The 23,827-nt window shown below is 45.0% G+C and carries 22 protein-coding genes; 19 read left to right on the forward strand and 3 right to left on the reverse strand.

Features of this window, described 5'->3' with window-relative positions; translation table 11 throughout:
- The first annotated feature begins 118 nt into the window (after window positions 1-118).
- Genes ASD24_RS24425 through ASD24_RS24435 form a run of 3 tightly spaced genes read left to right on the forward strand, consistent with a single transcriptional unit; the run spans window position 119 to window position 2,740 of the window.
- The gene (locus ASD24_RS24425; protein ID WP_056701507.1) at window positions 119-1,135 is read left to right on the forward strand and encodes an ABC transporter ATP-binding protein; all 1,017 of its coding nucleotides are present in this window, start codon (window positions 119-121) and stop codon (window positions 1,133-1,135) included.
- 2 nt (window positions 1,136-1,137) lie between these two features.
- A complete protein-coding gene (locus tag ASD24_RS24430; protein WP_056701509.1) occupies window positions 1,138-1,926 on the forward strand; it encodes an ABC transporter permease in 789 nt (262 codons plus the stop codon).
- 19 nt (window positions 1,927-1,945) lie between these two features.
- Window positions 1,946-2,740 carry an ABC transporter permease gene (locus ASD24_RS24435; RefSeq protein ID WP_056701511.1) on the forward strand — a complete coding sequence of 265 codons (795 nt, stop codon included), beginning with the start codon at window positions 1,946-1,948 and terminating at the stop codon, window positions 2,738-2,740.
- Between the two features lie 147 nt (window positions 2,741-2,887).
- On the opposite strand, the gene ASD24_RS24440 is transcribed toward ASD24_RS24435, so the two are convergent.
- Window positions 2,888-3,316 (reverse strand): hypothetical protein, encoded by a 429-nt coding sequence (locus ASD24_RS24440; protein WP_056701513.1) that lies wholly within the window; start codon window positions 3,314-3,316, stop codon window positions 2,888-2,890.
- Window positions 3,317-3,530: 214 nt separating this feature from the next.
- Here ASD24_RS24440 and ASD24_RS24445 point away from each other — a divergent pair, with 214 nt between their 5' ends.
- From ASD24_RS24445 to ASD24_RS24470, 7 genes are all read left to right on the forward strand, one after another.
- Window positions 3,531-3,800: a hypothetical protein gene (locus ASD24_RS24445; RefSeq protein ID WP_056701516.1), complete on the forward strand. Its 270-nt coding sequence runs from the start codon at window positions 3,531-3,533 to the stop codon at window positions 3,798-3,800.
- 211 nt (window positions 3,801-4,011) lie between these two features.
- A complete protein-coding gene (locus ASD24_RS24450) occupies window positions 4,012-5,049 on the forward strand; it encodes an ROK family protein (RefSeq protein WP_082560535.1) in 1,038 nt (345 codons plus the stop codon).
- A 260-nt stretch (window positions 5,050-5,309) separates the two neighbouring features.
- Complete coding sequence (locus ASD24_RS24455; protein WP_056701735.1) at window positions 5,310-6,509, forward strand: MFS transporter; 1,200 nt, start codon at window positions 5,310-5,312, stop codon at window positions 6,507-6,509.
- A gap of 345 nt (window positions 6,510-6,854) precedes the next feature.
- On the forward strand, window positions 6,855-7,166 hold the full coding sequence (locus tag ASD24_RS24460; protein ID WP_056701518.1) for a DUF2089 family protein: 312 nt from the start codon (window positions 6,855-6,857) through the stop codon (window positions 7,164-7,166).
- Window positions 7,163-7,333, forward strand: a complete 171-nt coding sequence (locus ASD24_RS30430) for a hypothetical protein (RefSeq protein WP_156395536.1) — start codon at window positions 7,163-7,165, stop codon at window positions 7,331-7,333. The genes ASD24_RS24460 and ASD24_RS30430 overlap by 4 nt, the downstream gene beginning before the upstream one ends.
- Before the next feature lie 164 nt (window positions 7,334-7,497).
- Complete coding sequence (locus ASD24_RS24465) at window positions 7,498-8,073, forward strand: hypothetical protein (RefSeq protein ID WP_056701520.1); 576 nt, start codon at window positions 7,498-7,500, stop codon at window positions 8,071-8,073.
- Between the two features lie 20 nt (window positions 8,074-8,093).
- Window positions 8,094-8,399: a DUF3139 domain-containing protein gene (locus tag ASD24_RS24470; RefSeq protein ID WP_056701522.1), complete on the forward strand. Its 306-nt coding sequence runs from the start codon at window positions 8,094-8,096 to the stop codon at window positions 8,397-8,399.
- 250 nt (window positions 8,400-8,649) lie between these two features.
- On the opposite strand, the gene ASD24_RS24475 is transcribed toward ASD24_RS24470, so the two are convergent.
- A complete protein-coding gene (locus ASD24_RS24475) occupies window positions 8,650-9,066 on the reverse strand; it encodes a hypothetical protein (RefSeq protein ID WP_056701524.1) in 417 nt (138 codons plus the stop codon).
- Window positions 9,067-9,468: 402 nt separating this feature from the next.
- Between ASD24_RS24475 and ASD24_RS24480 the strand changes: the two genes are divergently transcribed.
- Window positions 9,469-11,541, forward strand: coding sequence for a methyl-accepting chemotaxis protein (locus ASD24_RS24480; protein ID WP_082560536.1), 2,073 nt, complete (start codon window positions 9,469-9,471; stop codon window positions 11,539-11,541).
- Between the two features lie 92 nt (window positions 11,542-11,633).
- On the opposite strand, the gene ASD24_RS24485 is transcribed toward ASD24_RS24480, so the two are convergent.
- Window positions 11,634-11,996, reverse strand: a complete 363-nt coding sequence (locus ASD24_RS24485; RefSeq protein ID WP_056701528.1) for an iron-sulfur cluster biosynthesis family protein — start codon at window positions 11,994-11,996, stop codon at window positions 11,634-11,636.
- 317 nt (window positions 11,997-12,313) lie between these two features.
- Between ASD24_RS24485 and ASD24_RS24490 the strand changes: the two genes are divergently transcribed.
- The 8 genes from ASD24_RS24490 to ASD24_RS24525 all read left to right on the forward strand — a co-directional run bounded on the left by ASD24_RS24490 (window position 12,314) and on the right by ASD24_RS24525 (window position 23,242).
- Entirely contained in the window at window positions 12,314-13,264 is a 951-nt protein-coding gene (locus ASD24_RS24490; RefSeq protein WP_056701531.1) for a metallophosphoesterase family protein, read from the forward strand.
- A 126-nt stretch (window positions 13,265-13,390) separates the two neighbouring features.
- The gene (locus ASD24_RS24495; RefSeq protein ID WP_056701533.1) at window positions 13,391-14,419 is read left to right on the forward strand and encodes a LacI family DNA-binding transcriptional regulator; all 1,029 of its coding nucleotides are present in this window, start codon (window positions 13,391-13,393) and stop codon (window positions 14,417-14,419) included.
- A 181-nt stretch (window positions 14,420-14,600) separates the two neighbouring features.
- Window positions 14,601-15,872, forward strand: a complete 1,272-nt coding sequence (locus tag ASD24_RS24500; RefSeq protein WP_056701535.1) for an ABC transporter substrate-binding protein — start codon at window positions 14,601-14,603, stop codon at window positions 15,870-15,872.
- Between the two features lie 114 nt (window positions 15,873-15,986).
- Window positions 15,987-16,874, forward strand: coding sequence for a carbohydrate ABC transporter permease (locus ASD24_RS24505; protein WP_056701537.1), 888 nt, complete (start codon window positions 15,987-15,989; stop codon window positions 16,872-16,874).
- Window positions 16,867-17,712 carry a carbohydrate ABC transporter permease gene (locus ASD24_RS24510; protein WP_056701540.1) on the forward strand — a complete coding sequence of 282 codons (846 nt, stop codon included), beginning with the start codon at window positions 16,867-16,869 and terminating at the stop codon, window positions 17,710-17,712. Before ASD24_RS24505 ends, ASD24_RS24510 begins: the two co-directional genes overlap by 8 nt.
- 153 nt (window positions 17,713-17,865) lie before the next feature.
- Window positions 17,866-19,362: a glycoside hydrolase family 30 protein gene (locus ASD24_RS24515; RefSeq protein ID WP_056701542.1), complete on the forward strand. Its 1,497-nt coding sequence runs from the start codon at window positions 17,866-17,868 to the stop codon at window positions 19,360-19,362.
- A 52-nt stretch (window positions 19,363-19,414) separates the two neighbouring features.
- On the forward strand, window positions 19,415-22,363 hold the full coding sequence (locus tag ASD24_RS24520; protein WP_082560537.1) for a beta-galactosidase: 2,949 nt from the start codon (window positions 19,415-19,417) through the stop codon (window positions 22,361-22,363).
- Between the two features lie 279 nt (window positions 22,364-22,642).
- Window positions 22,643-23,242 (forward strand): GNAT family N-acetyltransferase, encoded by a 600-nt coding sequence (locus ASD24_RS24525; RefSeq protein ID WP_056701543.1) that lies wholly within the window; start codon window positions 22,643-22,645, stop codon window positions 23,240-23,242.
- Window positions 23,243-23,827 lie beyond the last annotated feature (585 nt).

Raw genomic sequence — 23,827 nt, forward strand, 5'->3', positions numbered from 1 at the left:
TGTTGGTACTTATTTCATAAGCAAAAAGCTAACATGTTTCTAAAGAGTTGATTGGTGAAAATTGTAATAAATTGAGTTCTGTTACATGACTCCTAAAGAAGCAGACGAGGTGTGATTCATGAGCATTATTGATGTAAGCGGTATCACTAAAGTGTATCGGCAATACAAGCGATTCCCGGGACTGATCGGTTCCTTGAGAAGCTTAGTCACGAGGCAGTATACGGAAGAGGTAGCTGTACGCAATATCTCATTTTCAATCGAGGAAGGAGAAGCAGTAGGATATCTAGGGCCAAACGGTGCGGGGAAATCGACGATGATCAAGATGATGACGGGTATATTGGTTCCGACCTCAGGACAATTGAGCGTGCTGGGCTCAACCCCGCATGAGAACAGACAGCATAACTCGCAGCATATTGGTGTTGTCTTTGGACAACGAAGCCAGTTGTGGTGGGATCTTCCCGTTCGGGATTCCTTCGATCTTCATAAATACATATATAAGCTATCAGACGATACGTATCACCGAAATCTCACCATGTATTCCGAACTTCTATCGTTATCCTCATTTATCGAGAAGCCAGTCCGGCAATTAAGCTTGGGGCAAAGGATGCGCGTGGAGATCGCAATGGCTCTATTACATGATCCTAGAATATTATTCTTGGACGAACCAACCATCGGTCTGGATGTTATGGCAAAAGAACAGATTCGAGAATTTCTAAGAATGATTAATCAGGAGAAAAAAGTCTCCATCGTACTGACAACGCACGACATGAAGGATATCGAGGAGATCTGTCACCGAATGATTGTTGTGAACAAAGGCAATATGGTGTACGACGGATCTGTGGAACAACTACGTAGAACGCTTGGTGATCAGCGTCAGGTAATCATTGATTTCCGGGAAGAGCCTGGAGCAATTGATATCCCGGGCATGCAATTAATAAAGAACGAGGGATTACGGAAAACGTATTTGTTTGAAAAAAGCGACAGAACCGTATTTGATTGCGTGAATCAGATTGCACGTGAACATGCCATTGAAGATGCCTCGATTGAAAGCGTTGATATCGATTCAGTCATTCGAAAGCTGTATAAAAAGCTGGAGGAAGAAGATCGAGCGAATGCGCATGAGAGGAGAGCCTAAGGTTGAAAACGTACATTATGTTCGGGGTAAAAACATTCTCCAATCAACTTTCGTATCGTTCTGAAGTATGGCTAAGATTGTTAGGTAATTTCGTTGCTATTCTGATTCTGACTGAAATATGGAAGGCCGTATTAGGGAATGGAACCATTGAAGGCATCGGTGTAGAGCAGATGATTACATATAGCATTATCAACACACTTCTGGCGGCCTTACTTCTTACTGGAATTAGTTCCAAGGTAGATAACAGTCTCAAAACAGGCTCCATAGCTTCTGAACTGATCAAACCTATGTCTTATCCGCTTCACCTATTATCAGAAGGACTGGGGAATTCGGTGTACCAGTTGTTATTCACATCCATTCCTTCATTACTCATTGCATGGGTGTTTTTCGGTTTTCTTCCGCCAGCTTCTGCGACCCATTTGTTATTATTCTTGATTGCGCTGCTCTTGGCCTTGGCGATCTCTTTCTTGTTAGGGTATCTCATATCCTTACTGGCATTCTGGCTAATGAATCACTTTGCTCTGAATTGGATGTTGGGCGGCCTCATTACCATCTTCTCGGGTTCTTTTTTACCCTTGTGGTTCTTTCCAGATTCGTGGGTGACCGTGACCAAACTTTTACCCTTCTTATATCTAGGGTATCTTCCTGCTGCGGTTTATTTGGGAGCGATCCCACTTCATGAGATAGCGACGTTGATTCTCACTGGTATGGCATGGATTGCCGGACTTACGCTCCTTGTGTGCTGGTTATGGAATAGAGCGATCAAACGTCTGGTTGTACAAGGTGGATAAAGTAGAGAGGCTGATCTAAATGACTTTCAAATTGTTCGGGAAATTAGTATATTTGTTAACCAAAGAACGAATGGAATATCGCGGGGACTTCTTGCTTGCCGTGATTGCACAAATCATCAACTATACTGGCGACTATATCATTATTTGGCTGTTCCTACGTAAATTCGATACATTGGCAGGCTGGTCTTGGCCTGAAATTGCGCTCTTATATAGTCTGGGGCTGTTCACTTACGCACTTGGCGCGTCGTTTTCATTTGTACAAATGCGTGAACTGGAGAGTCAGGTCAAGAATGGGACGTTTGATTCGATCCTGATTAAACCCGTGAATCCGTATCTTTACTTAGTATGTAGGGGATTTAACCTGGGCTACCTTGCGCATGTGGCGATATCAGGGTCTGTGCTGCTGTGGGCGCTGTATAAGTTGAATCTAAGTTTCACCTGGGTAGAAGTGGTGTACCTGATCCTCTGTATTATTGGCGGAGCCATGATTCAAGCGGGATTCATGTCGGTAATCGGGGCTGTATCCTTCGTGTGGGTGAAAACTAACTTTTTGTTTACGTTATTTTTCAGATTCAAAGAGTTTATATCGTACCCACTTCCGGTATTCGGTACCTTCATCCAAGTGCTATTAACGTTTGTCATTCCTTTTGCATTTATCAATTATTATCCGGCTGCATTTATGCTGACCAAGGAGACCGCACTTCTATCATCATGGACGATGTGGATCGTACCGATCGTAGGCCCGCTCTGTTATTTCCTTGGTTATCGGATATGGATGTCGAGTGTGAACAGGTATCAAGGTGCGGGTGGGTAGTGGAGTGGGGTGTGGGTTGAGTTTGGCGTTAAAAGATGATTGTACTTGACATTGTGAAGTTAGGGTCAACGGTAAGTTGAAAAATATATAGCTGGTTCTTATAGAAGAAATGAACAAGGAGCACTTGTGCAATGCTCCTTGTTTTTGTTATCTGGTATCTACGAATTCAATGATGTCAGAGTTGGATTTCTTTAGAGCAAGCGTCTTTTTATCGTTATTAGACAGTAGTTGCTCAAATGTCACGTTATAGGACTCTAAAGCTTTTCTCCAGTCACCAGTCGTGGTAACCTCAGAAGCTTTGGAGAGGAACTTTTCATAGATCGTCTGTTGTTGTTCCTCCGAAGGAAGTTCGTCATTTTCGAATTGTAGACCTAAATACAATGTCTTACTGTCTGGGTCGTAAGCATAATGCGTTGAGGTGACATCAGCTTCATTGGCTTCAATATTTAGACTTGATTCCTGCATCGTCTTAATTAAATCACCAAGAGAAACTGTTTCTTTTTCGTTACAGGCAACGAGTAATATTGAGACAAGGGTAATTAGGCTTATGATTATAGTAAATCGTAACTTGGTCATTCGTTATCCTCCTTCAAGTAAAAGTTAAAAACCGCTTTTGTTTTCTCATTAATAAAAATAACATTTATGTAAATTTATTTACATATCTAACTATGCTTATAAAGCCAATAAATCTAAATTCATAGTGAACGCTGGAAGATGGAATGGTACGTTTTTACGTACCACATTGCGCTTCTCAAAATGTTAATCTCTCCTTAAACAAAGGAGTGGTAACATGACAAGTACCAACAGCGAGGATCTTAATTCACAGTACGCTCAACTCGTCCAATTAGAAGACGATTACGTTGATCAACTGATCATCTGTAACAAGCTCATTCTAGATGCTATGGACATCATTGCGAAGCGTGCAAAAGTGCTACACATGGACACAGTTAAGCAGGCAGCATACCATCTCCACAACATGGAGCAGGATCTGAACCGAAAGTTATTTCAAGTCAGACTGAAGAAAAGCATCTTGGCAAACCACATGAGCCAGTCTACATAGCCACAATTATAATGGAGGGCAGTATAGATCATCTTAGGGTGATACGGTACCGTCCTTTTTCTTTTCCAACAAAACCGTTTTCGTTTCCAAATAAAGCATTGACTTTCTTCACCAATCAACCTACACTGTCAATTATTAAAACACCTTTAAAAACAAAGTTTGAACATTTTAGAATCATGTGAAATGAAGGAAGGGAGGCGTGCATCTTACGATGTTACCAACATCACACAACACCCAACAGGTGAAGCGGATTAACGTTGAGCTCGTGAAGAATACGCTTAGAACGATCGGTGTGGGCACGAAGGCTTCCATCGCGAATTTAACGAAACTCAGCGTGGCGACATGTGGCACGATCCTGAATGAATTGCTTCAGACCGGTGAGATCGTGGATCTGGGTCCGGATGAATCAAGCGGGGGAAGACCAGCAAGTCGGTATCAATTTAATGCAGATTATGCGAGTGTGCTGTGCCTCATTATTCGAACAGAGGGTGGCATCCATTCAATTACCCATACGCATTCGAATCTGAATGGAGAGCGGTCGGATGAGCAAACGCTCATGTTGGATGAGATCAATGTGACGGTGGTTGAGGATCTGATTGCCAAGCTGATCGAACAGCATCACAACGTACAGGCGATTGGTATTGGTATACCTGGTGTGGCACATAACGGCGTGATTGGTCTTTGTGATGTTCCGGAGCTAATGTTCCAACCGCTGGGGCAGAGACTCAAGGAGCAATATGAGGATGTAGAAGTGGTCATTGGCAACGACATGAATCTGACGGTGTATGGGCTGTATAACCAGCAACAATTTGAGGAAGAGAAGAATTTTGCGGTCGTGACGTTTCCAGAGAATCATTTTCCGGGTGCAGGTTTTATCATTGACGGTCGTCCGCTGACGGGGAACACAGATTTTGGGGGTGAGGTGTCGTTCCTGCCTTTTGGTGTGTCCCGAGAAGAACAGCTAAGAATGTTGAAAACAACAGAAGGCGTGAAGGAACTGGTGGTTCGCACGTTAGTTTCCATTATTGCAATCATCAACCCTGCCACGATTGTGGTCACAGGAGACACGATGAATCCAGCGATGCTGGATGACCTCAGACAAGGTTGTCTGGATCACTTGATTCCGCAGGAGCACATGCCGGAGCTAATCATCCAGCAAGATACTCGTCATGCATATGTTACAGGACTGGTGGCTGTGACACTGGAGAGCTTGACCTACCGCATTCAGGTCATCGAGAAGCAGTGGTAGTTACTACTTTTATATGAGTTAGGCAAAGCTTTTACACGACAGCGGAAAGTGCAGGAGCAATCTGAAGAGCACGTTTATCACCGGATTTTCCCCTTTAGAAGGGGATCAGCAAAATCTAGGTACAACAGTGATCGGAAGATGGTACTGCAATCGCAGTGGTGAAGTGTAATTATTTTTTTCTGAACTTACAGGAGGAACTTATTTTGAGTCAGCAAGTAGATACCCAAGGGAACAAGAGAAAGTTCAACAAGCTATATGCCATGCAACTGGCAACGATCTTTCTGGGCTTTATCGTATTTGGTATATCGGAAAATATTAAGGGGCCAGCGATTCCGCGCATTCAATTCGACTTCAATCTCGATGAGAAACAGCTCGGTACGTTGTTGTCCCTGAACGCACTAGGGTATCTGATTGCCTGTTCGTTCACGGCTATACTGGTTCGCAAATGGGGCATCAAGGCAGTAAACATTATTTCGTTTGCCTCCATGATCCTCTCGGGTGTGTTTATTTATATGTCGCATACATATCCGCTCTTTGCTTCATCCTATTTCTTCATGTACATCGGTAACGGGATGCTCGAAATCGCACTAGCGATTCTGGGTGCACGGATTTTTGTGAAAAACACAGGTACGATGATGAACTTATCTCATTTCTTCTATGGATTGAGTTCAACAGTTGCTCCGTTGCTCGCAACAGGAGTGATGTCACTGAAGGTGTTTGGACACGAACTGGATTGGCGCGGCATGTATCTGGTGATGCTGTCGCTCTGTCTATTGCCGATTATTGCGGCACTGCGTAGCAAGTTTCCAGGAGATGATCTTGCTCACGAAGATCGAACTTCCCTCAAGACATTAACGCGTGATCCAGCGATCTGGCTGATGGTGATGATTCTTTCTTTTGGCGTAGTATCGGAACTTGCGGTTGGGGGATGGCTTGTTAACTTCCTGGAGAAGGCCTATACATGGGACACGGTAAAAGCTTCTGGATTATTATCTGCGTTCTTCCTTGCTTTCTCACTGGGACGTTTGTTGCTTGGGCCACTGACAGACCGGATCGGATTCGTCTTGTCCCTGATTGTGTTCTCGGCGTTCTCGGCAATATGTACGTTTGCGGCTATCTTGGGCGGAGAGCGTCTGGCTGTACTGTTTGCTGTATCTGGCGCAGGTATTGCGATGATCTATCCTACCGTTATGGCGTTTATCGCCAAGCGTTATCCGAATGGCAGTGATACCGCGATAACTTTCACCGTTACCTTAATGGGGGTTGGTAGTGTTATCGGTAACTATGTGATCGGCTGGGTCATTGAAGGCGTGAAGCAAATGTACGGTGCGACAACGCAGCTCGGCCTACTGCGCGGACTTCAGGCGGGCTATGGATTTATTGGACTGTGTGCAGTCATCTGTGCGGTGTCTGGCATCGTGTTGTACGTGTATCTGAAAAGAAGACAGGAACTCATCTGATGAACAGGGATAGGACATCTTAATAGGTAAATGAACATTATTTAAACACTGACGAACTTTTCTCCTTAGGGAGATAAACGTCAGTGTTTTTTTATTAAGGGAGTGATGTGACCGCCCTTGAAAATTTCTTGTAGTAACGTAACGGAATAGAAGGCATTCGGAGTTACAGCGAGTTTTTTTCAAAATTATCGATTCTAAGCTTATTCTGTCATTAGAGTAGGAAGTAGTCACAAAATCTAACTAAAAATCATTTATAATATTAAAGGGAACACAATCATTGATTTTAACAAAGTTAAAGTTTATTATAATAATATTAAAATAAATACGTGTTAAGGAGGTACCCTTATGACGATCAAAAGTGTCCCTGAATGGATGATTAATCTCGATGAAGAGGATGTTACATTTATCAAAAAATTCATTCTTCAATCCGGATCGCTGAAGCAAATCGCCTCCATTTATCAAGTTACATACCCGACAGTTCGTCTCAGACTCGACCGATTAATTCAGAAGATCCAGATCACGGAAAGAGAAGATCAGGATCCGTTCATCTCTCTCGTTAAAAGACTGGCCATCAACGATAAGATTGATTTTGAAACAGCCAAGCTGCTTGTCAACGAATACCACAATTCGAAGGATAAAGGAGAGAGAGAATTATGACGGTTACTTTAATAACAATAATTATTGTCCCCTTGCTTATGTTGGTGGGAGCTTTAGCATTATTTTTCGTCATTAGATATTTTATTAAATATAACGCCCAAGTGAATAAGAAGAAGAGCCCACAACAAGAAGAGTTGGAACGAATGAAAATTGAAGATTTGAAGTAAAGCCAAAAGCCCATCCTAGCATAATCATAAACGACTTCATGTTGAAATCCATGTCTGACTTCAGAGATGGGTTTCTTTTTGATGTTTTGAACAAGTGAGTGTAACTTTTCATAGGTAAGTACCATCTAGTATATATACGGTTTGAAGGTAGGGGGGCGAATGAGATGAAAAACAAACCATTTGTATTCGGCGTGTTGATCATCGTTCTAATCGCAGGCATCAGTTACATTATTGCAGATCAGACGATAGAAGACAGGGTAGGTATAAGTATCAGCGATCATCATATCTTTGCAGACTATGAAGAACTGGCGGAACATACTGACCTCATCGTTGAGGTGACCGCAACGGATGAGTCTACTTATGTGATTGAGGATAGGAGCGGAAGAGGTCATACAGTGACCCGTGTATCGGTGAATCAAGTCTTTGCGAATTCAAATCAGCAGAAGCTTCATGACCAACTTGATATTCTGGAGCCTACTTATGTCATGCGCAATAGAGGGCTTTATACGGGTGTAACTCGTTATAACTATGGTCACTATACCCCCATGTACGCGGATCAGCGGTATGTCTTGTTCCTGTCTTGGGATGATAAACGGCAAGGCTATTGGGTGCGTTCGTTAGAGCAGGGTAAGTTCAATGTAGATCATAGAGATACAGAAGAGCAGGCGACCAGAGCCAACAATCCGCAGCTACAAGCACTTAAGACAGATGTATTACAACATTTAGCTTATTTAGACTAAAATCTGAAAATGGTGTACTAATGACTAAGAAGTGGGGTGAAGTTACGAGAATACTCAAGAGTGGTCTAATTGTTGTGGCCATTATAATTATGGCGTCCGTAACGTGGTACAACTCATATCAGAAGGACATGCGTGAACTGGAAGAAAGGCTACGAACCCATTTAATTGTTGAACAAGGCATGGATGAGAAGCGTATTGTAAGTATTGAAGCACGGCGTAGCAAGATGCCGATGTATCCTGTTGTGGTGCAATTCAATGATACTCCCCAAGAATACATCTATGTGTTTCGAACTGATCAGTGGATACAGCTGACGCCTGAACCCTGACAGCACAAGCTCCCAGTGCGTAGTGATGACGGCGATCAGTCGAACCAACGGAATGCACGGAGGAGCTGAGACCAAGCGCGTAAACTTCAATGGTTTAATAATATCCATGCCTCTCTCCCAAAAAAACAACAAAAAGAAGCCTGACTACTGAATGTCAGGCTTTTTCTTATTTCTTTAATGACTCATCTTAACTGGTTTTAAGCTGATGAATAAGAGCTACGAACAAGATAAACAATACCACACGCTTAATCTACAATCTCAGACTCCGCTGGTCATATTGCCGGGCATCCTGCTCTTGCTTCAAATATCGTTTAATCGGTTGATGCAGCAGTAGCACAAGTAACATGAAGAAGTGCAATACAACCAGGAAATTCTGTAGGAAGACTAATCCGAAGAAGAGTGTCATGCTCATGAAGGTGATCGTCAGCTTATACCGTCTCTTCGAAATATACAAGATGGTTAGGATGGGCGGGCCTACGATGAGTATGATACGAAGTAGGATACTTGCAAAATAAGCGATTTGATCAAATAATGGGAATCCGGCGAAAGAAGCCCTATACTGAAACAGCTCCATAAGCACAGCCACCATCGAAATGATGATGTAGATGGATTGCACCCCTAATAAAGCTCGAATGATGTTAAGTAGTGTTGGCATTTTGGCATTCAATACGGTTCTCTCCCTAATCAATATGTAGTTCTCTAATTATACGGTGAGGATGTCATATTTTGTATTAACCCAAAGTCTATATTTTCCAATCATTCAATAGAGGCATATGTCCTAGAATGGGTCAGTGGAAGATTCATAATGCACTACATAAGCATGCAAATGCCAAAATACTCCTACTTGCGAAATGTAAAATTTATCAGGAGAAGAGGATCATCTTCAATAATAAAGATATTCATATCCAATCTTAGCCCTCTTTTCAATTCCAGCCCCCTATTTTTGGATAAAAAGGATAGCTGAAAAATATTTTAAATTTAAAACGCTTTCCTTACTGTAGGTTTATATTATATCTGCCGATATAGAATTAACCCATATGAAGTGGGCTTTAATAATGACCTAAAATGGATGGTGAATGTATTGAATTTAATCGCTAAGGCGAGAGAGCGAATGGCCAACATGTCGTTCAAAGTAAAACTGCCGCTGATGATCAGTGTGGTGGTATGTATCGTACTGGCCGCTACAGCTGTGCTGTGTTACAAGGTGGCCGAAAGCATCACAATGGACAAAAGTAAAGATGAGATTCGAGCAACCTCTGATCGGGTGGGGGAGGGGTTATTTGCTACATTAAGTATGGAGGAACAATCAACATTTCTTATTACCACACACGGAATCTTTCGGGATTTGTTAGACATTCGAAATCAAGAAGGACAAAATACAGAAGCTTTTTTTGCGGACAATAGTGAAATGATAGATCAAGCGAATGGAATACTGGCGGATAATCTGGCAGGTATGGAGGGCAATAGTACCATAATCTTGCTGGATCGTAGCGGGGTCGTGGTAGCATCGAACAATCCCGAAGCGCTTCAGGGGGATCGGGCAGATCGTTTGTATTTCCAACAAGCCATGGAAGGCAAGAACATCATCAGTGAGGGGGTAATCTCGAAGTCGTTAGGAACACTGGGCAACGTCTTCGCTATGCCAATCTATGATGAGAATAATCAAGTGCTGGGCATACTCACTTCGGTGGTATCCACTGCGTTCTTTGTAGATCAACTGCAGAGTATTAAAATTAATGACGCTGGAAAAGTCATTGTTCTGGATCGTGTAGGAACGATAATTTACCATTCAGCAGATGAGAAATTGATTAGCCAGAAGATGGCAGATGGGGAATATCAGTCGTTGGTTGATCTGCCTGCAAGTGATCAACTGCAACAGGGTGAGGTCAGCACTGACGATAAAGTCGTATTTTACTCCAAGATCCCAAGATCCGATTGGACGATTATTGTGGAGGATAGCTACGAGGATGTAAAGAAACCATTAACTGCGATGGCAAACAAGATGTATATCGTTCTTTTTGCTGCAATTGCTGTCTCGATCGTATCGGGCATCTTGATCTCGCGCATGGTAACCAAGCCAATCAGCCGTCTGACTGTCCTGTTCAGACAACTTGCGGGTGGTGACTTGACCGTTCAAGCACAGGGAAAATACAGCGGTGAATTCAAGGAATTGGTCGATAGCTTTAATGCTATGGCACAAGGCAATAAACAATTAATCTCCAGGATGAATCATTCCATTGGAGTCCTGAATACCAGCACGACTGAGTTAGACCGTTCCACACAGCAGACGTCAGCATCGATTGCTGATACAACTACAACAGCCGTGGAAATCTCGCGCGCTATGGAGTCTCAGGCGAATGATACCGAAGCGATTGTTAATAAATTCATGAACGTAGGCGACAAGATCGCGAGTGTGAACGAAATGTCACAAGAAGTGAAGCAGAAGGCGGATGGCATTACAGATGCTTTCAAGAATAACCATGCCGTAATTGATGCACTCATTATGGTCAATGATCAGAATGAGGCTGAAGTGCACAATATTTCGCAGACAACCCTTCAGCTTGCGGAGAGTTCTTCCGATATTCATCAGATCACGGGTACTATCTCGGAGATTGCGACGCAGACGAAGCTGTTAGCACTCAATGCATCCATTGAAGCAGCGAGAGCAGGGGAGCATGGACGCGGCTTCGCCGTAGTGGCATCCGAGATTCGCAAGCTTGCGGAGCAGACCACTTCCCAATCAGAGAATATTAGCCGCATTGTGACCCAGACGATTGAGCATGTGGAGCAAAATAACCGCAGCGTTCAAGCGATTGAGACGATTACGGAGCAACAGAAGCATAGCGTGAATCAGACGAAGCAGACCTTTAATTTCGTCACAGAGCATATGAATGATCTCATGGATCAGGTCCAAGCCATTGCCTCCCAGATTGAATCCATTGAACGAGATAAAGATGACGTCTTGGGTGCGGCACAGAACTTGTCCGCTTCAGGTGAGGAAGTATCCGCTTCTGTGGAGGAAGTGACCGCGACGATGCAGGAACAGTCTGGCATGACAGGGCATCTTGCCGAGATGGTGGACACGATTAATGGTCTAACGGAGCAACTTGCTGCTGAATCAGCGAAGTTTAAAACGGAATAGTATGCTTAAATCGCAATGACACAAAAACCTCCATTCCCATGTATGATAGGGATGGAGGTTTTTGGGTTTTTGTGTATTTTTATGCTATATTTTTATCGTACATACCATGCAGTTGGCTGCGGAGCTACTTCTGCCGTGTCCCGAAGATCGTACACCTTCACATTGCTGCCATAGATCATGGAATCGCTGCATAGGCGAAAGCAGGGGAAGCTGTTTTCCGACTGCAGGCGTAGGCTAGGTTCAAAATAAATTTGCTGCTGCTTGTTGATGAGAAAAGGGAGCGTACTGGATTCAATCGGGATGTCATCGCTGTCCGGTTCATTAACGATCAGGAGTACAGCAATACCGTCACATCCACATCCATCCGTGTCATAAAACAGCTTGAAATAGCCCGGCTGATCCTTGAGTTTTGCGCTAAGTCGTGACTCTGCCAATGGGCTAACCTGAATGATCATACAACGTTCACACTCCTCTAATCACCAATTGAATTCGCTTACATTAATAATGTATGGAGAATCACTGGCAAATAGAAGATGAAATCGAGAACGAAACGGATAAAAACAAATATGTATTGTCTTCATCACGCGAATCATGAACAATACAAGAAGTAACCGTGGAAGACTCGGGTACTAAGTTAAGAAATAACGTAAAGATTTAACCGAGAGACAACTCATGAGCTAGCCCAACATATAGTTGAAGAAGTAGACTAAGGAGTAGTTCAGAAATAACAGGAAATAGTTAAGTCATTGTTAGGAGCAAGGAGGTATCATCATTGAGAATTATTACGCTGCAAGAGCACCCGATTGAAACCTTTGGTTATCTAAATGCCGTCCCAGGCGGAGAAGTGCAAGCGGCACAACTGCCCATTTATCTTGGCACTATCTCAGGTCTTCCGAAAGGAATGGATGCGCTGATTGTAAGCTCGGATTTGCAGGGGATTGTGCCTCTGCCTTACGTCAGAGAGGATGCTAAGATCACTGCGGATTCAGACGTTCATATTTCTCCAGATATATCATCTCAAGATGAACGAACATTGAACATGGATGAGGATTGTTTACTAGGCGAGATGTTACCGGATTATGTGCGCTTGCTACTTGAAGTGGAGATGCCTGAGATCGATCCGAATCGAGTGGGTGTTTTGCTATGTGGTGACCTATATGCCCGGCGCGGGAAAAGGGGAGCCAGCGGCAATCCGGTTCCCGTCTGGCTTGCCTTCAGGGACGCCTTCGGCTGGGTTGCCGGCGTGGACGGCAACCATGATCTCACCGATGAGGCAGGCGCCCATCGGTTGCACAGCGACACGGCTATCCACTACATGGATGCGCCTGTCGTGATTAACGCGAGCCTGCCCTTGGATGGGCTCGCGTCCTCTGCCGCCAGTCAGCCGCTACGCGTTGCTGGCCTCGGCGGCATCATCGGCAGGCCGGACAAGCCGAACCGGCTGCCGGAGAAGCAATACCTGCAATCCTTGAGCAAGCTGCTGAAGCAGCAGCCGGATTGCCTTTTACTGCACCAGAGCCCAGGCATTGCCGAGCTCGGGCTGAAGGGTGAAGCTTTGATCCGTCAGGCGTTGGAAGCCGGATCGGAAACGGTCGTGTTCTGCGGGCATACCCACTGGCAGACCTCGCTCGTGCAGCTAATCAATGGCACACAGATTGTGAATGCCGACAGTAAGCTGTTTATTTTTACAAGAGAGCAGGATGGAAAGACTGAGAAGGGTTAAAAGCATTCTCATGACATGGCAGGTGAGCCGCTCTGGCTCCAAAGTTGTGGAATGAAACCCGTTTCATCGATAATCCTTATCTGGTATGATAAGCAGGAAAATCAGTGAAAAAGGAAGGTTCTACATATGACACCAATTACGATATATGATATTGCCAAAGAGGCGAACGTATCTGTATCCACGGTTTCCCGGGTGCTGAATGATACGGCACCCGTACGTGCAAGCACGAGGGAAAAGATCATGTCGATTATCGCCAAGCACCAATTCCAACCTAACGCCCAAGCGCGCAGTCTGATCAAAAAAGAAACAGGCACCATTGCGATCATTCTGCCAGATATTACGAATCCATTCTTCCCGGAAGTATTCTGGGGCGCAGAGAATGAGGCACGTGGTCTGGGATATACATTCTTTCTCTGCAACACCGCAGGCGATTACAATCGGGAGTCTGAATACCTGTCCATGCTGCGCGAGAAGCGGGTAGACGGTATTATTTTCCTAGGCGGGCGCATTAATATGCAGTCTTGTCCGGATGACATGGCTCAGGAATTGATTGATGTTGGCAAACGTACGCCAATTGTACTGGTCAATGGCAATATTGCCAAAGGCGGGTTCCACCGCGTGTATACGGATGAAGGAGCTGGGGCGGCTCTAGCTGCTGAACATTTACTCGAACTGGGACATAAGGACATTGCATTTGTAGGTGGATTGAAGGAGTTAGCGACCACGATGGTTAAGGTCAAGGCTGTTCAGAAAAAGCTCCGTGAGCATGGGCTCGAAATCCCGAAGGACAGACTCTTATTGGGTAGCTTCTCCATTGATGACGGTAAGCGGGAGATGGCTAAGCTTCTGGAGTGTGATAATCCGCCAACAGCAGTCATCTGCGTGAATGACAATACAGCGATTGGTGCAATGAAGACGACCATTGAGCACGGCTTATCCATACCGAGAGATATTTCGATCGTAGGTTTCGATGATACACCGCTTGCAAGTGCTGTGATTCCTGAACTTACAACCGTCTCACAGAACACGTATCAACTGGGCAAACTCGCGGTGGATAAGCTGCATGAGTTGATTAATCAGCGACAAGTGAAGAAGCAGACTGTCCTGCAACCAGAACTTATCATACGTCAAAGTACAGGGCCAGCACCACGATGAAAAGGGTTAGGTTCTCAAAAAGAAAGCGTTGACATTTTCTCTAAGGGTGAAATATAATGAGTGCGTAAATGAAACCCCTTTCATAAAGTGAATCGGGTTTTATGTTTCAGCTTAATGAAACCCATTTCATGAAATGGGTTTCAATGAAATAATCCATTCATTATCCAAGGGGGCGTACAGTATGAGAAGAAGTTTAAAGGTCATTTCGTTATTGATGCTGGTCATGGTATTTGGTCTGACAGCCTGTAGTAAAGGCGAGAATGGTGGAGCAAGCGGTTCGGAAGGTGGCAAGGTCGATCTAAGTATGACGATCTGGGGCTCAGAGGATGAGAAGAAGATTTATCAGGAACGGCTCGACATTGTGAAACAAACCTATCCGGACATTAACGTGAAGCTCAACGTTGTTGCAGGGGATTATGACCAGAAGGTACAGACGATGATTGCCGGGGGTACTGCACCTGACATCATGATGATTGCCGAGAACTATCAGGCGTACGCCTCTAAGAATCAGATTATTCCGCTCGATGACATGATCAAGGAGCACAATGTGAACATGTCAGAGCGTTATTCAGACGATATCGCGAATTTGATGAAATATGATGGCAAACAATTCGGACTGCCTGACCGCGCTGGCGCGATGGTGCTTTTCTATAACAAAGATCTGTTCGACAAGGCTGGTGTAGAATACCCAACCAAGGAATGGACACAAGAAGATCTGCTGGCGGCAGCTCAGAAGCTGACCGTGCAAGAGAACGGCAAAACGGTTCAATGGGGCTACTATCCAGGTAGCTGGTGGCCGCAATGGATGCAATTAATCTACCAGAACGGTGGCGGAATCTTCGACGAGAATGGTAAACCTTCGTTCAATACAGAGCCTGTCCGCAAAGCGTTGCAGTTCATGAATGACTTAACATTCGTACACGGTGCAAGCCCGACACCAACGGAGATTGCGGATATGGGAAATATCGGTGCTGACCCACTATTTGCTCAAGGTAAAATTGCGATGGAAACGACAGGATTCTGGAATATTGGTTCACTTGCTAAGGTAGAAGGCATCAACTGGGATATCTCTCCGATCTGGGGTGAGACCAATGCGTTCTTCAACGGCTTAACGATTACGAATGCATCCAAACATAAAGAGGAAGCGTTCAAGGTGATCGAAGCACTCACTACACCTGAGGCTCAGATGCCAATGATCAAAGCAGGCCAAGATGCACCAGCAACGAAAGCAGGTCTATCTAGCGACGAGTTCCTTAATGCGGAATATGGTGGCAAAAAAATCAATATGGCTGCTTTCAGTGAATCTACCATTTACGCTGAACCGTTCAATCCACAATGGAATGAAATGATGAAGCTGATCAATGACAAGCTGGGTGTGTATTTTAACAACAAAGCTTCACTCGATGATACCGTAAACGAGATTCAGAGTGGACTGGAAAGAATCTATAAATAGAAGTTGTTCAAGAGCGAACCTTTTGAACACGAACAAATAGATCGACAGGGGGACAGACGGAATTCGGCATGAACCCGGGTTTCGTCTGCTCGCTTTGTTATGGGAGGGCTTAACGTGAAGAAAAAGGACGGGAAATGGTTTTATATCTTTATCTCGCCTTGGCTAATTGGTTTCCTAGGACTTACCCTGGGCCCGATTTTGTTTTCCATCTACATGAGCTTCACCAACTGGGACCTGTTCCAGTCCCCGAATTTCATCGGTATTGATAACTACAAAATCTTGTTAACTGATGACCCGATCTTCTGGAAGTCGGTGGGTAACACCTTTTTCTATGCCTTGATATCGATACCACTTGGTATGTCCATCTCGCTCTGGATTGCCTATTATCTCAACAAGAAAATCAAAGGGATTACATTCTTCCGCATTCTGTTCTATCTACCTTCTGTCGTTCCAGTCGTAGCAAGCTCCTTGCTCTTTATCCACTTGCTTGCACCAACAGAGGGTTTAATTAACCAAGCGCTTGCTGTATTCGGTATTCAAGGTCCTGCTTGGCTTCTTGATCCAAATTGGGTCAAACCTGCATTGATTCTCATGTCCTTATGGGGCGTTGGGGGCGGCGTGGTACTGCTGCTGGCGGGTATGAAAGGTATCCCTCAGGAGTTGTACGAGGCCGCTGCCATCGATGGAGCCAAAAGCTCGCAATCCTTCTTCCACATTACATTTCCGATGCTTACGCCTGTCATTTTCTTCAACCTGGTAACAGGCATGATTGGCGCACTTCAGACATTCGCACAGGTATTTATCGTTACGGCGGGTGGGCCGGATAATTCTAGTCAGATGGTTGTGCCGTACCTGTTCCAGAACGCATTCCAGTTCTACAAAATGGGCTATGCATCCGCAATTGCGTGGGTATTATTCATCATCATCATGGCACTGACCCTGGTTGTGTTCCGTTCATCGGCGCTATGGGTGCACTACGAGGAGGGAAAAGCGAATGAGTAATCCATCCACTGTCGAGAAGACGATATCCTATATTTTTCTGATTCTGGTCGGGGTGCTTCTGGCTTCCCCTTTCCTGTACATGATCTCCATTGCACTGGCGAGTGACGCAACGACGGTAAAATCAGCCTTTACGTTTATTCCACTCGAATTTCAATGGTCGAACTTCTACACCATCTTTACGAATAACAATCTTGGTACTTATCTGAAAAACTCCATTATTATCACGGTATTCACGATTATCGGATCTGTATTGTCTGCATCGATTGTATCGTATGGTTTCGCACGGATCAAAGCGAGAGGCAGTCGTTTCTTATTTATCGTGCTGCTCAGCACAATGATGATCCCGGGTGAGGTTACGATGGTACCGCAATTTATCATCTTCCGCCATCTGGACTGGATTAATACCTTCTATCCACTGATCGTACCGAGCTTCTTCGCGGGTGCGTTCAACGTATTCCTGATCCGGCAATTTGTCATGAGCATTCCAAAATCACTGGATGAAGCAGCGATGATTGACGGCATGGGTCATCCGGGGATCTACTGGAAAATTATTATGCCGCTGACCTATCCAATATTGGCTGCTATCGCTATTTTCTCATTCTCCTACAACTGGGGTAACTTCATGGGGCCGCTCATTTATATCAATGACCCGGAGAAAATGCCACTAGCCCTGGGTGTTCAACTTCTGACTACTGTTGGTGGTGGACAGATGCCACCATGGAACTTAGTCATGATCGCTTCCTTGTTCCTAACAATTCCGATGGTGCTCGTTTATCTATTCGGACAACGTTATGTCTATGAAGCAAACATTAGCGGAGGTAGCAGCGGTATCAAGTAACGAAAGTGGTATAGCGCGACATTGCTAACGTGTGCAGCCTCAAAGAAACAGTTTAACGTTAGGCAACCAAATGTATAGACAAACAAGTGTCAGACACACAAAGGTGACTACACATGCACGATCGGTGCACTTGGAGAGAGGATTGTGTGAACCATGAGTCGTGATCAACATCGTAGCAGACGCAGACGAAACTACATCCTGATGGGTGCTGCCCTGGTTGTACTGCTAGCTGGAGGAGGAATTGTATTGAATCAATTTGCCAATGGACAATCGAAGCCACTTGCCTTTGAGGGAGAACCTGTAAATTTGAAGCTGGAGCAGTCCTATGATCATTTTGAAGGTTGGGGAACATCACTTGCGTGGTGGGCGAACAATATGGGTGAATGGAAGGATCAGGCGAAGGTAGATGAAGTGATGGATCTGGTATTTGACCCAGCCAAAGGGCTTGGACTGAATATTGTTCGTTACAACATTGGAGGCGAGGAGAACCCTGAGATGAAAGCATTACGTCCAGGGGGAGATGTTCCTGGCTTCCAGCCTGAACCGGGCGAATGGGATTGGGAGGCGGATGCAGGTCAACGTGCGGTGTTGAAAGGTGCGTTGGAACGAGGCGCTGACATTGCGGAAGCCTTCTCGAATTCGCCGCCGTACTGGATGACGATCAGCGGATCTGTGACTGGAGCAGTCGATGGAAGTAACAATTTGCAGGAGGATCAATACGATGCCTTTGCGGATTATTTAACAGAAGTGGTCAAACATTATCGCGATGAATGGGGCATTACGTTCCGTACACTTGACCCTTTGAACGAGCCATCCTCGGATTGGTGGAAGAAGGGCAATATGCAGGAAGGCAGTCATTTTAGCAACGATAAGCAGGCAGAGATCATCAAGAAAGTAGCCGCTTCCCTTCAGAGTAAAGGTTTGGATGGCACGGTCGTTAGCGCAGCGGACGATAATAGTATTGATGAGACGGTATTCAATTTCAGTCTCTATGATCAGGACACATTGGATGCGATCTCACAGATCAATACTCACTCTTATAATGGAAGCAAAATGGAGGAACTCCGCGAACTTGCTAAGAAACAGGGTAAGAAGCTGTGGATGTCCGAGTATGGAACAGGTGGCAGCGAGCCGCATAGTCATGACGATATGACATCAGTACAGGAACTGGCTGAGCGCATTATGTTCGACCTCAAAGTGATGCAGCCTTCGGCTTGGGTATACTGGCAGGCGGTAGAAGATGAAGGTGCAAATAACAACTGGGGCTTCATCCATGCGGATTTTGCTGCACAAGATTCGTATGAACTCACCAAACAGTATTATGGTATGGCTCAATTCACGAAGTTCATTCGTCCGGGTGCAACGATTATTCCAACGGATGATGGACGGACGCTGGCGGCATATGACAAGACCAGTCAACGGCTGGTGTTAGTGATTCGTAACGAGTTATCTGCTGGCAAAACCTCGTTTGCACTGGAGCCGTTTACCTATGGGAATTCGACCACAGCACAGGTCTATCAAACCTCACCGGATCTAGATATGAAGCAGCTTGAGGACGTTAAAGTATACTCAAATGGAATAGAAGTCAATACGGCAGAGAACTCCATTACTACCGTTGTATTGGAAGGGGTTACACTTCAATCTCAATAATGGTATGTTATACAGGTTGAACTGAATTAGATAGAAGGAGGGGAACACATCGATGAGAGAGAAACCATCCCTGTTGGTTCAAGATCAAGCAGGCGAGAACAATGTCGATTCCCAAATTATTGGCTCCACATCAGACCAGCTTCCATTGGAGCTGACGTATGACCAGCGTAGCTTCATGCTAAATGGAGAGCGCGTATTTCTGAATAGTGCTACAATTCATTACTTCCGTATGCCAAAGGAAGAGTGGAGACAGTTGCTAGTGAAAGCAAAGCTTGCTGGCATGAACTGTATTGATACGTATTTTGCTTGGAATGTCCATGAGCCTGAGGAAGGGCAGTGGAACTTCGAAGGAGACAACGATTGCGGAGAATTCCTTGATCTGTGTGCAGAGCTCGGAATGTGGGTTATTGCTCGTCCGGGGCCGTTTATCTGTGCTGAATGGGATTTCGGCGGCTTCCCTTATTGGCTCGGAACGAAGCCTGACATGAAGTTCCGTGAAAATAATGAAACCTATCTCCATTATGTGGATCTGTATTTTGATCAACTCGTACCGATTATCCGTAAGCGTCAGATTTCCTCTGGCGGTACTGTTATTCTGGTGCAAGTCGAGAACGAGTATGAATATATCAAGGACGACGAAGCGGCAAGCGAGCATATGATCTATCTGCGCGATGGTTTATTACAGCGTGGAATTGATGTGCCATTGATCACTTGTGTCGGAGGAGCAGAAGGCACTATTGAGGGCGCTAATTTCTGGTCGGGTGCAGATGAGCACTATGCGAAGCTCAGAGCGAAGCAGCCCGATACGCCGAAGATGGTGACCGAGTTCTGGACTGGTTGGTTTGAGAACTGGGGTGGTCCTTCCGCAATCCAGAAGACGCCGGCTCTACTTGAGAGACGAATCATGGAAATTCTCCAAACCGGATATACGGGTATTAGCCACTACATGTTCTTTGGCGGTACGAATTTCGGTGGATATGGCGGTAGAACGATAGGTAGCAGCGATATCTTTATGATCACTTCCTATGACTACGATGCTCCGCTGAATGAATATGGACGTGTAACCGAGAAATATGCAGTTACGAAAACGGTATCCTATTTTGTAGATGCATTCGGACCATTGCTGCTTCAATCGGAAGAGGTTCCTACAGAGCAGATTAAAATCCGCCATCCGGAAGGATTGTCTGTACGTGGCCGCACTGCGGATAACCAGAATATCTGGTTTGTAGAAAGCCACAAAGGTGAACGTGAGGGAACCACCATTACGTTTGAAGATGGTCGAACACTTCCGATCACTGTAAATCCAGGTCAGATCATTCCGGTGCTGGATCGCGTTCGTCTTGCGGATAACGTCTATGTAACAAGCGGAGCCTTGATCACAGGTAATGAGATGATTAACGGAGAGCTGAACTTGTTCATCTCAGCAGATTCCGGACAGCGATCTGTATTGGATCTGGAAGCGCCTGCATTGGAAGTTGTCAGCAGTAGTATGCAGGTTCTTGTGGAGAAGGATTCGGAACGAGACCTATATCGCTTCGACTTGTTCCACTTCCGTGAACCGGGAATCATTCGTCTTCAGGCGGGCGATGTGTCCATTCGATTGATTGTGCTGGATCGGGACTCGATGAACCGTACATGGCGATTAGATGGTATTAGTCAGAATGAACATCGTTATGCGATTGGTTTTGATGAAGTTCAAATGCTAGCGAATGGCCAAGTAAAAGGTTCAATCTCTGATCTGGATCGCACCGTAGTGTTACTCGGCGAGTGGCGGGATGGCGAGCAGACGTGGACAGGGCGCGAATTCATCGCTCGAACAGAAACAAGTGAGCCGTTGTCAGCTTCATCCGTTGCAGCACTTACACCTCCAGTGGTACCAACATTGTCACGTTCTCCAGAGGTAGCACGTGTGCAACTGGCAGCTGATCAGCGTCCAGCAAGTGGGCAGCCCGAGCACTTCTCACAGTACGGGCAGGATTTCGGTTATCTGCTCTACGAGTGTGATTTCGAAAGTCCGAATGGCGGAATGACGCATATTGTACTTCCTGATCTTCAAGATACCGCAAGAGTCTATGTGAATCAGGTAGAACAGGCATTAGTGCGTCAGGTTGGTGCAGCAGGTGTGAACATTCAAGCAACCCAAGGTCATAATACCCTGCAGATTCTCGTGCAGCAAATGGGTAGATTGAATTTCTCACCGAATCTCGGAGAGAGCAAAGGACTTGCTGGTCCTGCATATCTGGGCGGTTCGGTGCAAGATATTCGTCGTGATTGGCAGGCGGCAGATACTTCTATACAACTGGATGAAGTGAATAATCTAACGGAAGCTCCACTTCTAAGTAGAAGCTTTGAGCTAAATGGCAATGACCGCGCGATTCTGGTCGGTGCTGTAAGCAAAGGTCTACGCGTGAACGGCACCGAAGTACCGATGGAAGGTTATCATGATTGGTTCTCCTTCGCTACGGTTGACCTTTCCAGCTATCTGCGTCAAGGTGAAGTGAATACCTTGGAGATGCCTTATTCCAAATCACCGCTTGAGCGGCTTGAACTGATCTTGTATCGTAGTGCCGATGAATTGAGCGGTTGGCGTATGGCGGGTAATGATGCATTGCTTCCGCAGCAGTGGGAGACACAAGAGGCAGGATCGCCATCTAGTCTTCTCGGCGAACATGCGGCTACTATTGGCAATCGTACTGCCAATCAGGGAGAAGGTCAGCCTGCATGGTACCGTTGGAACTTTAAAATGCCAGCTGTATCCGACCAGTTTGTTGTGAATGTGAAGGTAAGACTTACTGGAATGAGTAAAGGCACGCTTCATCTCAATGGTCATGATCTTGGACGTTACTGGCAGATTGGTCCACAGGAGGATTACAAAATCCCTGTTGCCTGGTTACAGGAAGAGAATGAGCTAATGTTATTTGATGAAGAAGGACGCTCTCCAGATCGAATTCGTCTATTGTTTGACGAGCCATCCAGATATCCGTGGGTGAGCATCAAGTAGACGGAATAGTGAATATTTAGGTGAAATAATTGTAGTTCAAAGACGTGTGTTGGTACTGAATCGTTAAGAAACGATGGGGTGCCAATACACGTTTTTTTGTTTTTACAGTGGATTCATATGCTGACAACATGATTGAATACACAATCGCTGATGGAGACGCACAGATACCTGTTTCTATTCGAATAGCGAGAGGATAGCTTCACGGAGGGTCTGTCTAAGATAGGCTTTCTTATCTATAGTAAAGCGTTGTAAAATATTCTAAAACAAAGGAGATGACATATGAGTAATCGATTTGATTTTGATGATTTCCCTCAACTAAGGACAGAACGATTCAACCTTCGGTCGGCAGAGGTCAAGGACAGCCATGATATTTTGGAATTGTATTCGAATGAAGCTGTAGTTGAGTTTATGCCGTTTACCCCCTTCGAGTCAGTAGATGATGCGAACGGTGAGATGAGTTGGTATGCGAAGATTTTCAGAGAAAAGTCAGGTTTACGTTGGATGATTGAGGATGGTGAATCTGGAAAAGTCATTGGAACCTGTGGGTTTCTCAACCTGGAAGAGGTACATAACCGCGCTGAGATTGGATACGATCTACACCCGGATTATTGGGGACGAGGTGTCATGACAGAGGTAGCAAGAGTTATTATGCAGTTTGGATTCACGAGCATGCAGCTCAATAAGATCGAAGCAAGAGTAGAACCGAAGAATGAAGCGTCGATTCACCTGTTGCGCAAGCTTGGTTTTCAGCAGGAAGGCGTTTTGCGGGAGCATGAGTTTGAGAAGGGCAGATACGTTGACCTTGCCGTGTTCTCTAAACTGAGAAGTGAAAAAGGTCATGCACAAGTATCCGCACGTATCCCAGAAGAAATAGAGTGAGCTGTAGGTGTGCCTCAAATTCATGTTTGTCAATGGGTCAAGCTATTAAACTGATCAAACCCGGGACGTAATCACGGTTAACGGCTTGATCGATTAAAATATACTTAGTTTTAAAGATTAGGGACTGTTCCTATTTGTGAGATAGGGATCAAAACACCTTTCTCGACGATTGCCATCGTTGTACTGGTTAATGAATCGAGATAGAGCGTTTCAGACTTTAGCGTGGGAATAAACGATTTAATAGGGGCATTATCTGTGGGCGTACTCTTGTGGGACATGCTCATGATAATGCCTTTTTGTTTCCGCTTGCGTCTTGTTCCGTATATTTAATTGCCCCGTGACTTTATATTTTAGAGACTTTATACAAAATGGAACGATTACGTTCCGTCCTCCCTCTGTACTTCGATTCTATCTCAGAGTTGATATATCCTCATTAACAAAGAGGTACTATGTTGTCAAAATCATAGGAAATGAAACTGTTCATATTGCACAAATACACCTCATAATTTGATACTTTCTTCGTATTCAATTTTGTCCATAAAATCCCGATTAATATAAATACATGATATTTAGGATGATTATGAA

This window comes from Paenibacillus sp. Root52 (assembly GCF_001426865.1).
Classification (GTDB): Bacteria; Bacillota; Bacilli; order Paenibacillales; family Paenibacillaceae; genus Paenibacillus.

What these genes read in the sequence shown, in the direction of transcription:
- ASD24_RS24515 (WP_056701542.1), top strand. Translation starts at nt 17,866, where the DNA reads ATGAGTCGTGATCAACATCGTAGCAGACGCAGACGAAACTACATCCTG.
- ASD24_RS24450 (WP_082560535.1), top strand. Translation starts at nt 4,012, where the DNA reads ATGTTACCAACATCACACAACACCCAACAGGTGAAGCGGATTAACGTT.
- ASD24_RS24455 (WP_056701735.1), top strand. Translation starts at nt 5,310, where the DNA reads ATGCAACTGGCAACGATCTTTCTGGGCTTTATCGTATTTGGTATATCG.
- ASD24_RS24470 (WP_056701522.1), top strand. Translation starts at nt 8,094, where the DNA reads ATGACTAAGAAGTGGGGTGAAGTTACGAGAATACTCAAGAGTGGTCTA.
- ASD24_RS24520 (WP_082560537.1), top strand. Translation starts at nt 19,415, where the DNA reads ATGAGAGAGAAACCATCCCTGTTGGTTCAAGATCAAGCAGGCGAGAAC.
- ASD24_RS24485 (WP_056701528.1), bottom strand. Translation starts at nt 11,996, where the DNA reads ATGATCATTCAGGTTAGCCCATTGGCAGAGTCACGACTTAGCGCAAAA.
- ASD24_RS24465 (WP_056701520.1), top strand. Translation starts at nt 7,498, where the DNA reads ATGAAAAACAAACCATTTGTATTCGGCGTGTTGATCATCGTTCTAATC.
- ASD24_RS24460 (WP_056701518.1), top strand. Translation starts at nt 6,855, where the DNA reads ATGACGATCAAAAGTGTCCCTGAATGGATGATTAATCTCGATGAAGAG.
- ASD24_RS24445 (WP_056701516.1), top strand. Translation starts at nt 3,531, where the DNA reads ATGACAAGTACCAACAGCGAGGATCTTAATTCACAGTACGCTCAACTC.
- ASD24_RS24525 (WP_056701543.1), top strand. Translation starts at nt 22,643, where the DNA reads ATGAGTAATCGATTTGATTTTGATGATTTCCCTCAACTAAGGACAGAA.
- ASD24_RS24440 (WP_056701513.1), bottom strand. Translation starts at nt 3,316, where the DNA reads ATGACCAAGTTACGATTTACTATAATCATAAGCCTAATTACCCTTGTC.
- ASD24_RS24495 (WP_056701533.1), top strand. Translation starts at nt 13,391, where the DNA reads ATGACACCAATTACGATATATGATATTGCCAAAGAGGCGAACGTATCT.
- ASD24_RS24480 (WP_082560536.1), top strand. Translation starts at nt 9,469, where the DNA reads ATGGTGAATGTATTGAATTTAATCGCTAAGGCGAGAGAGCGAATGGCC.
- ASD24_RS24425 (WP_056701507.1), top strand. Translation starts at nt 119, where the DNA reads ATGAGCATTATTGATGTAAGCGGTATCACTAAAGTGTATCGGCAATAC.
- ASD24_RS30430 (WP_156395536.1), top strand. Translation starts at nt 7,163, where the DNA reads ATGACGGTTACTTTAATAACAATAATTATTGTCCCCTTGCTTATGTTG.
- ASD24_RS24510 (WP_056701540.1), top strand. Translation starts at nt 16,867, where the DNA reads ATGAGTAATCCATCCACTGTCGAGAAGACGATATCCTATATTTTTCTG.
- ASD24_RS24500 (WP_056701535.1), top strand. Translation starts at nt 14,601, where the DNA reads ATGAGAAGAAGTTTAAAGGTCATTTCGTTATTGATGCTGGTCATGGTA.
- ASD24_RS24435 (WP_056701511.1), top strand. Translation starts at nt 1,946, where the DNA reads ATGACTTTCAAATTGTTCGGGAAATTAGTATATTTGTTAACCAAAGAA.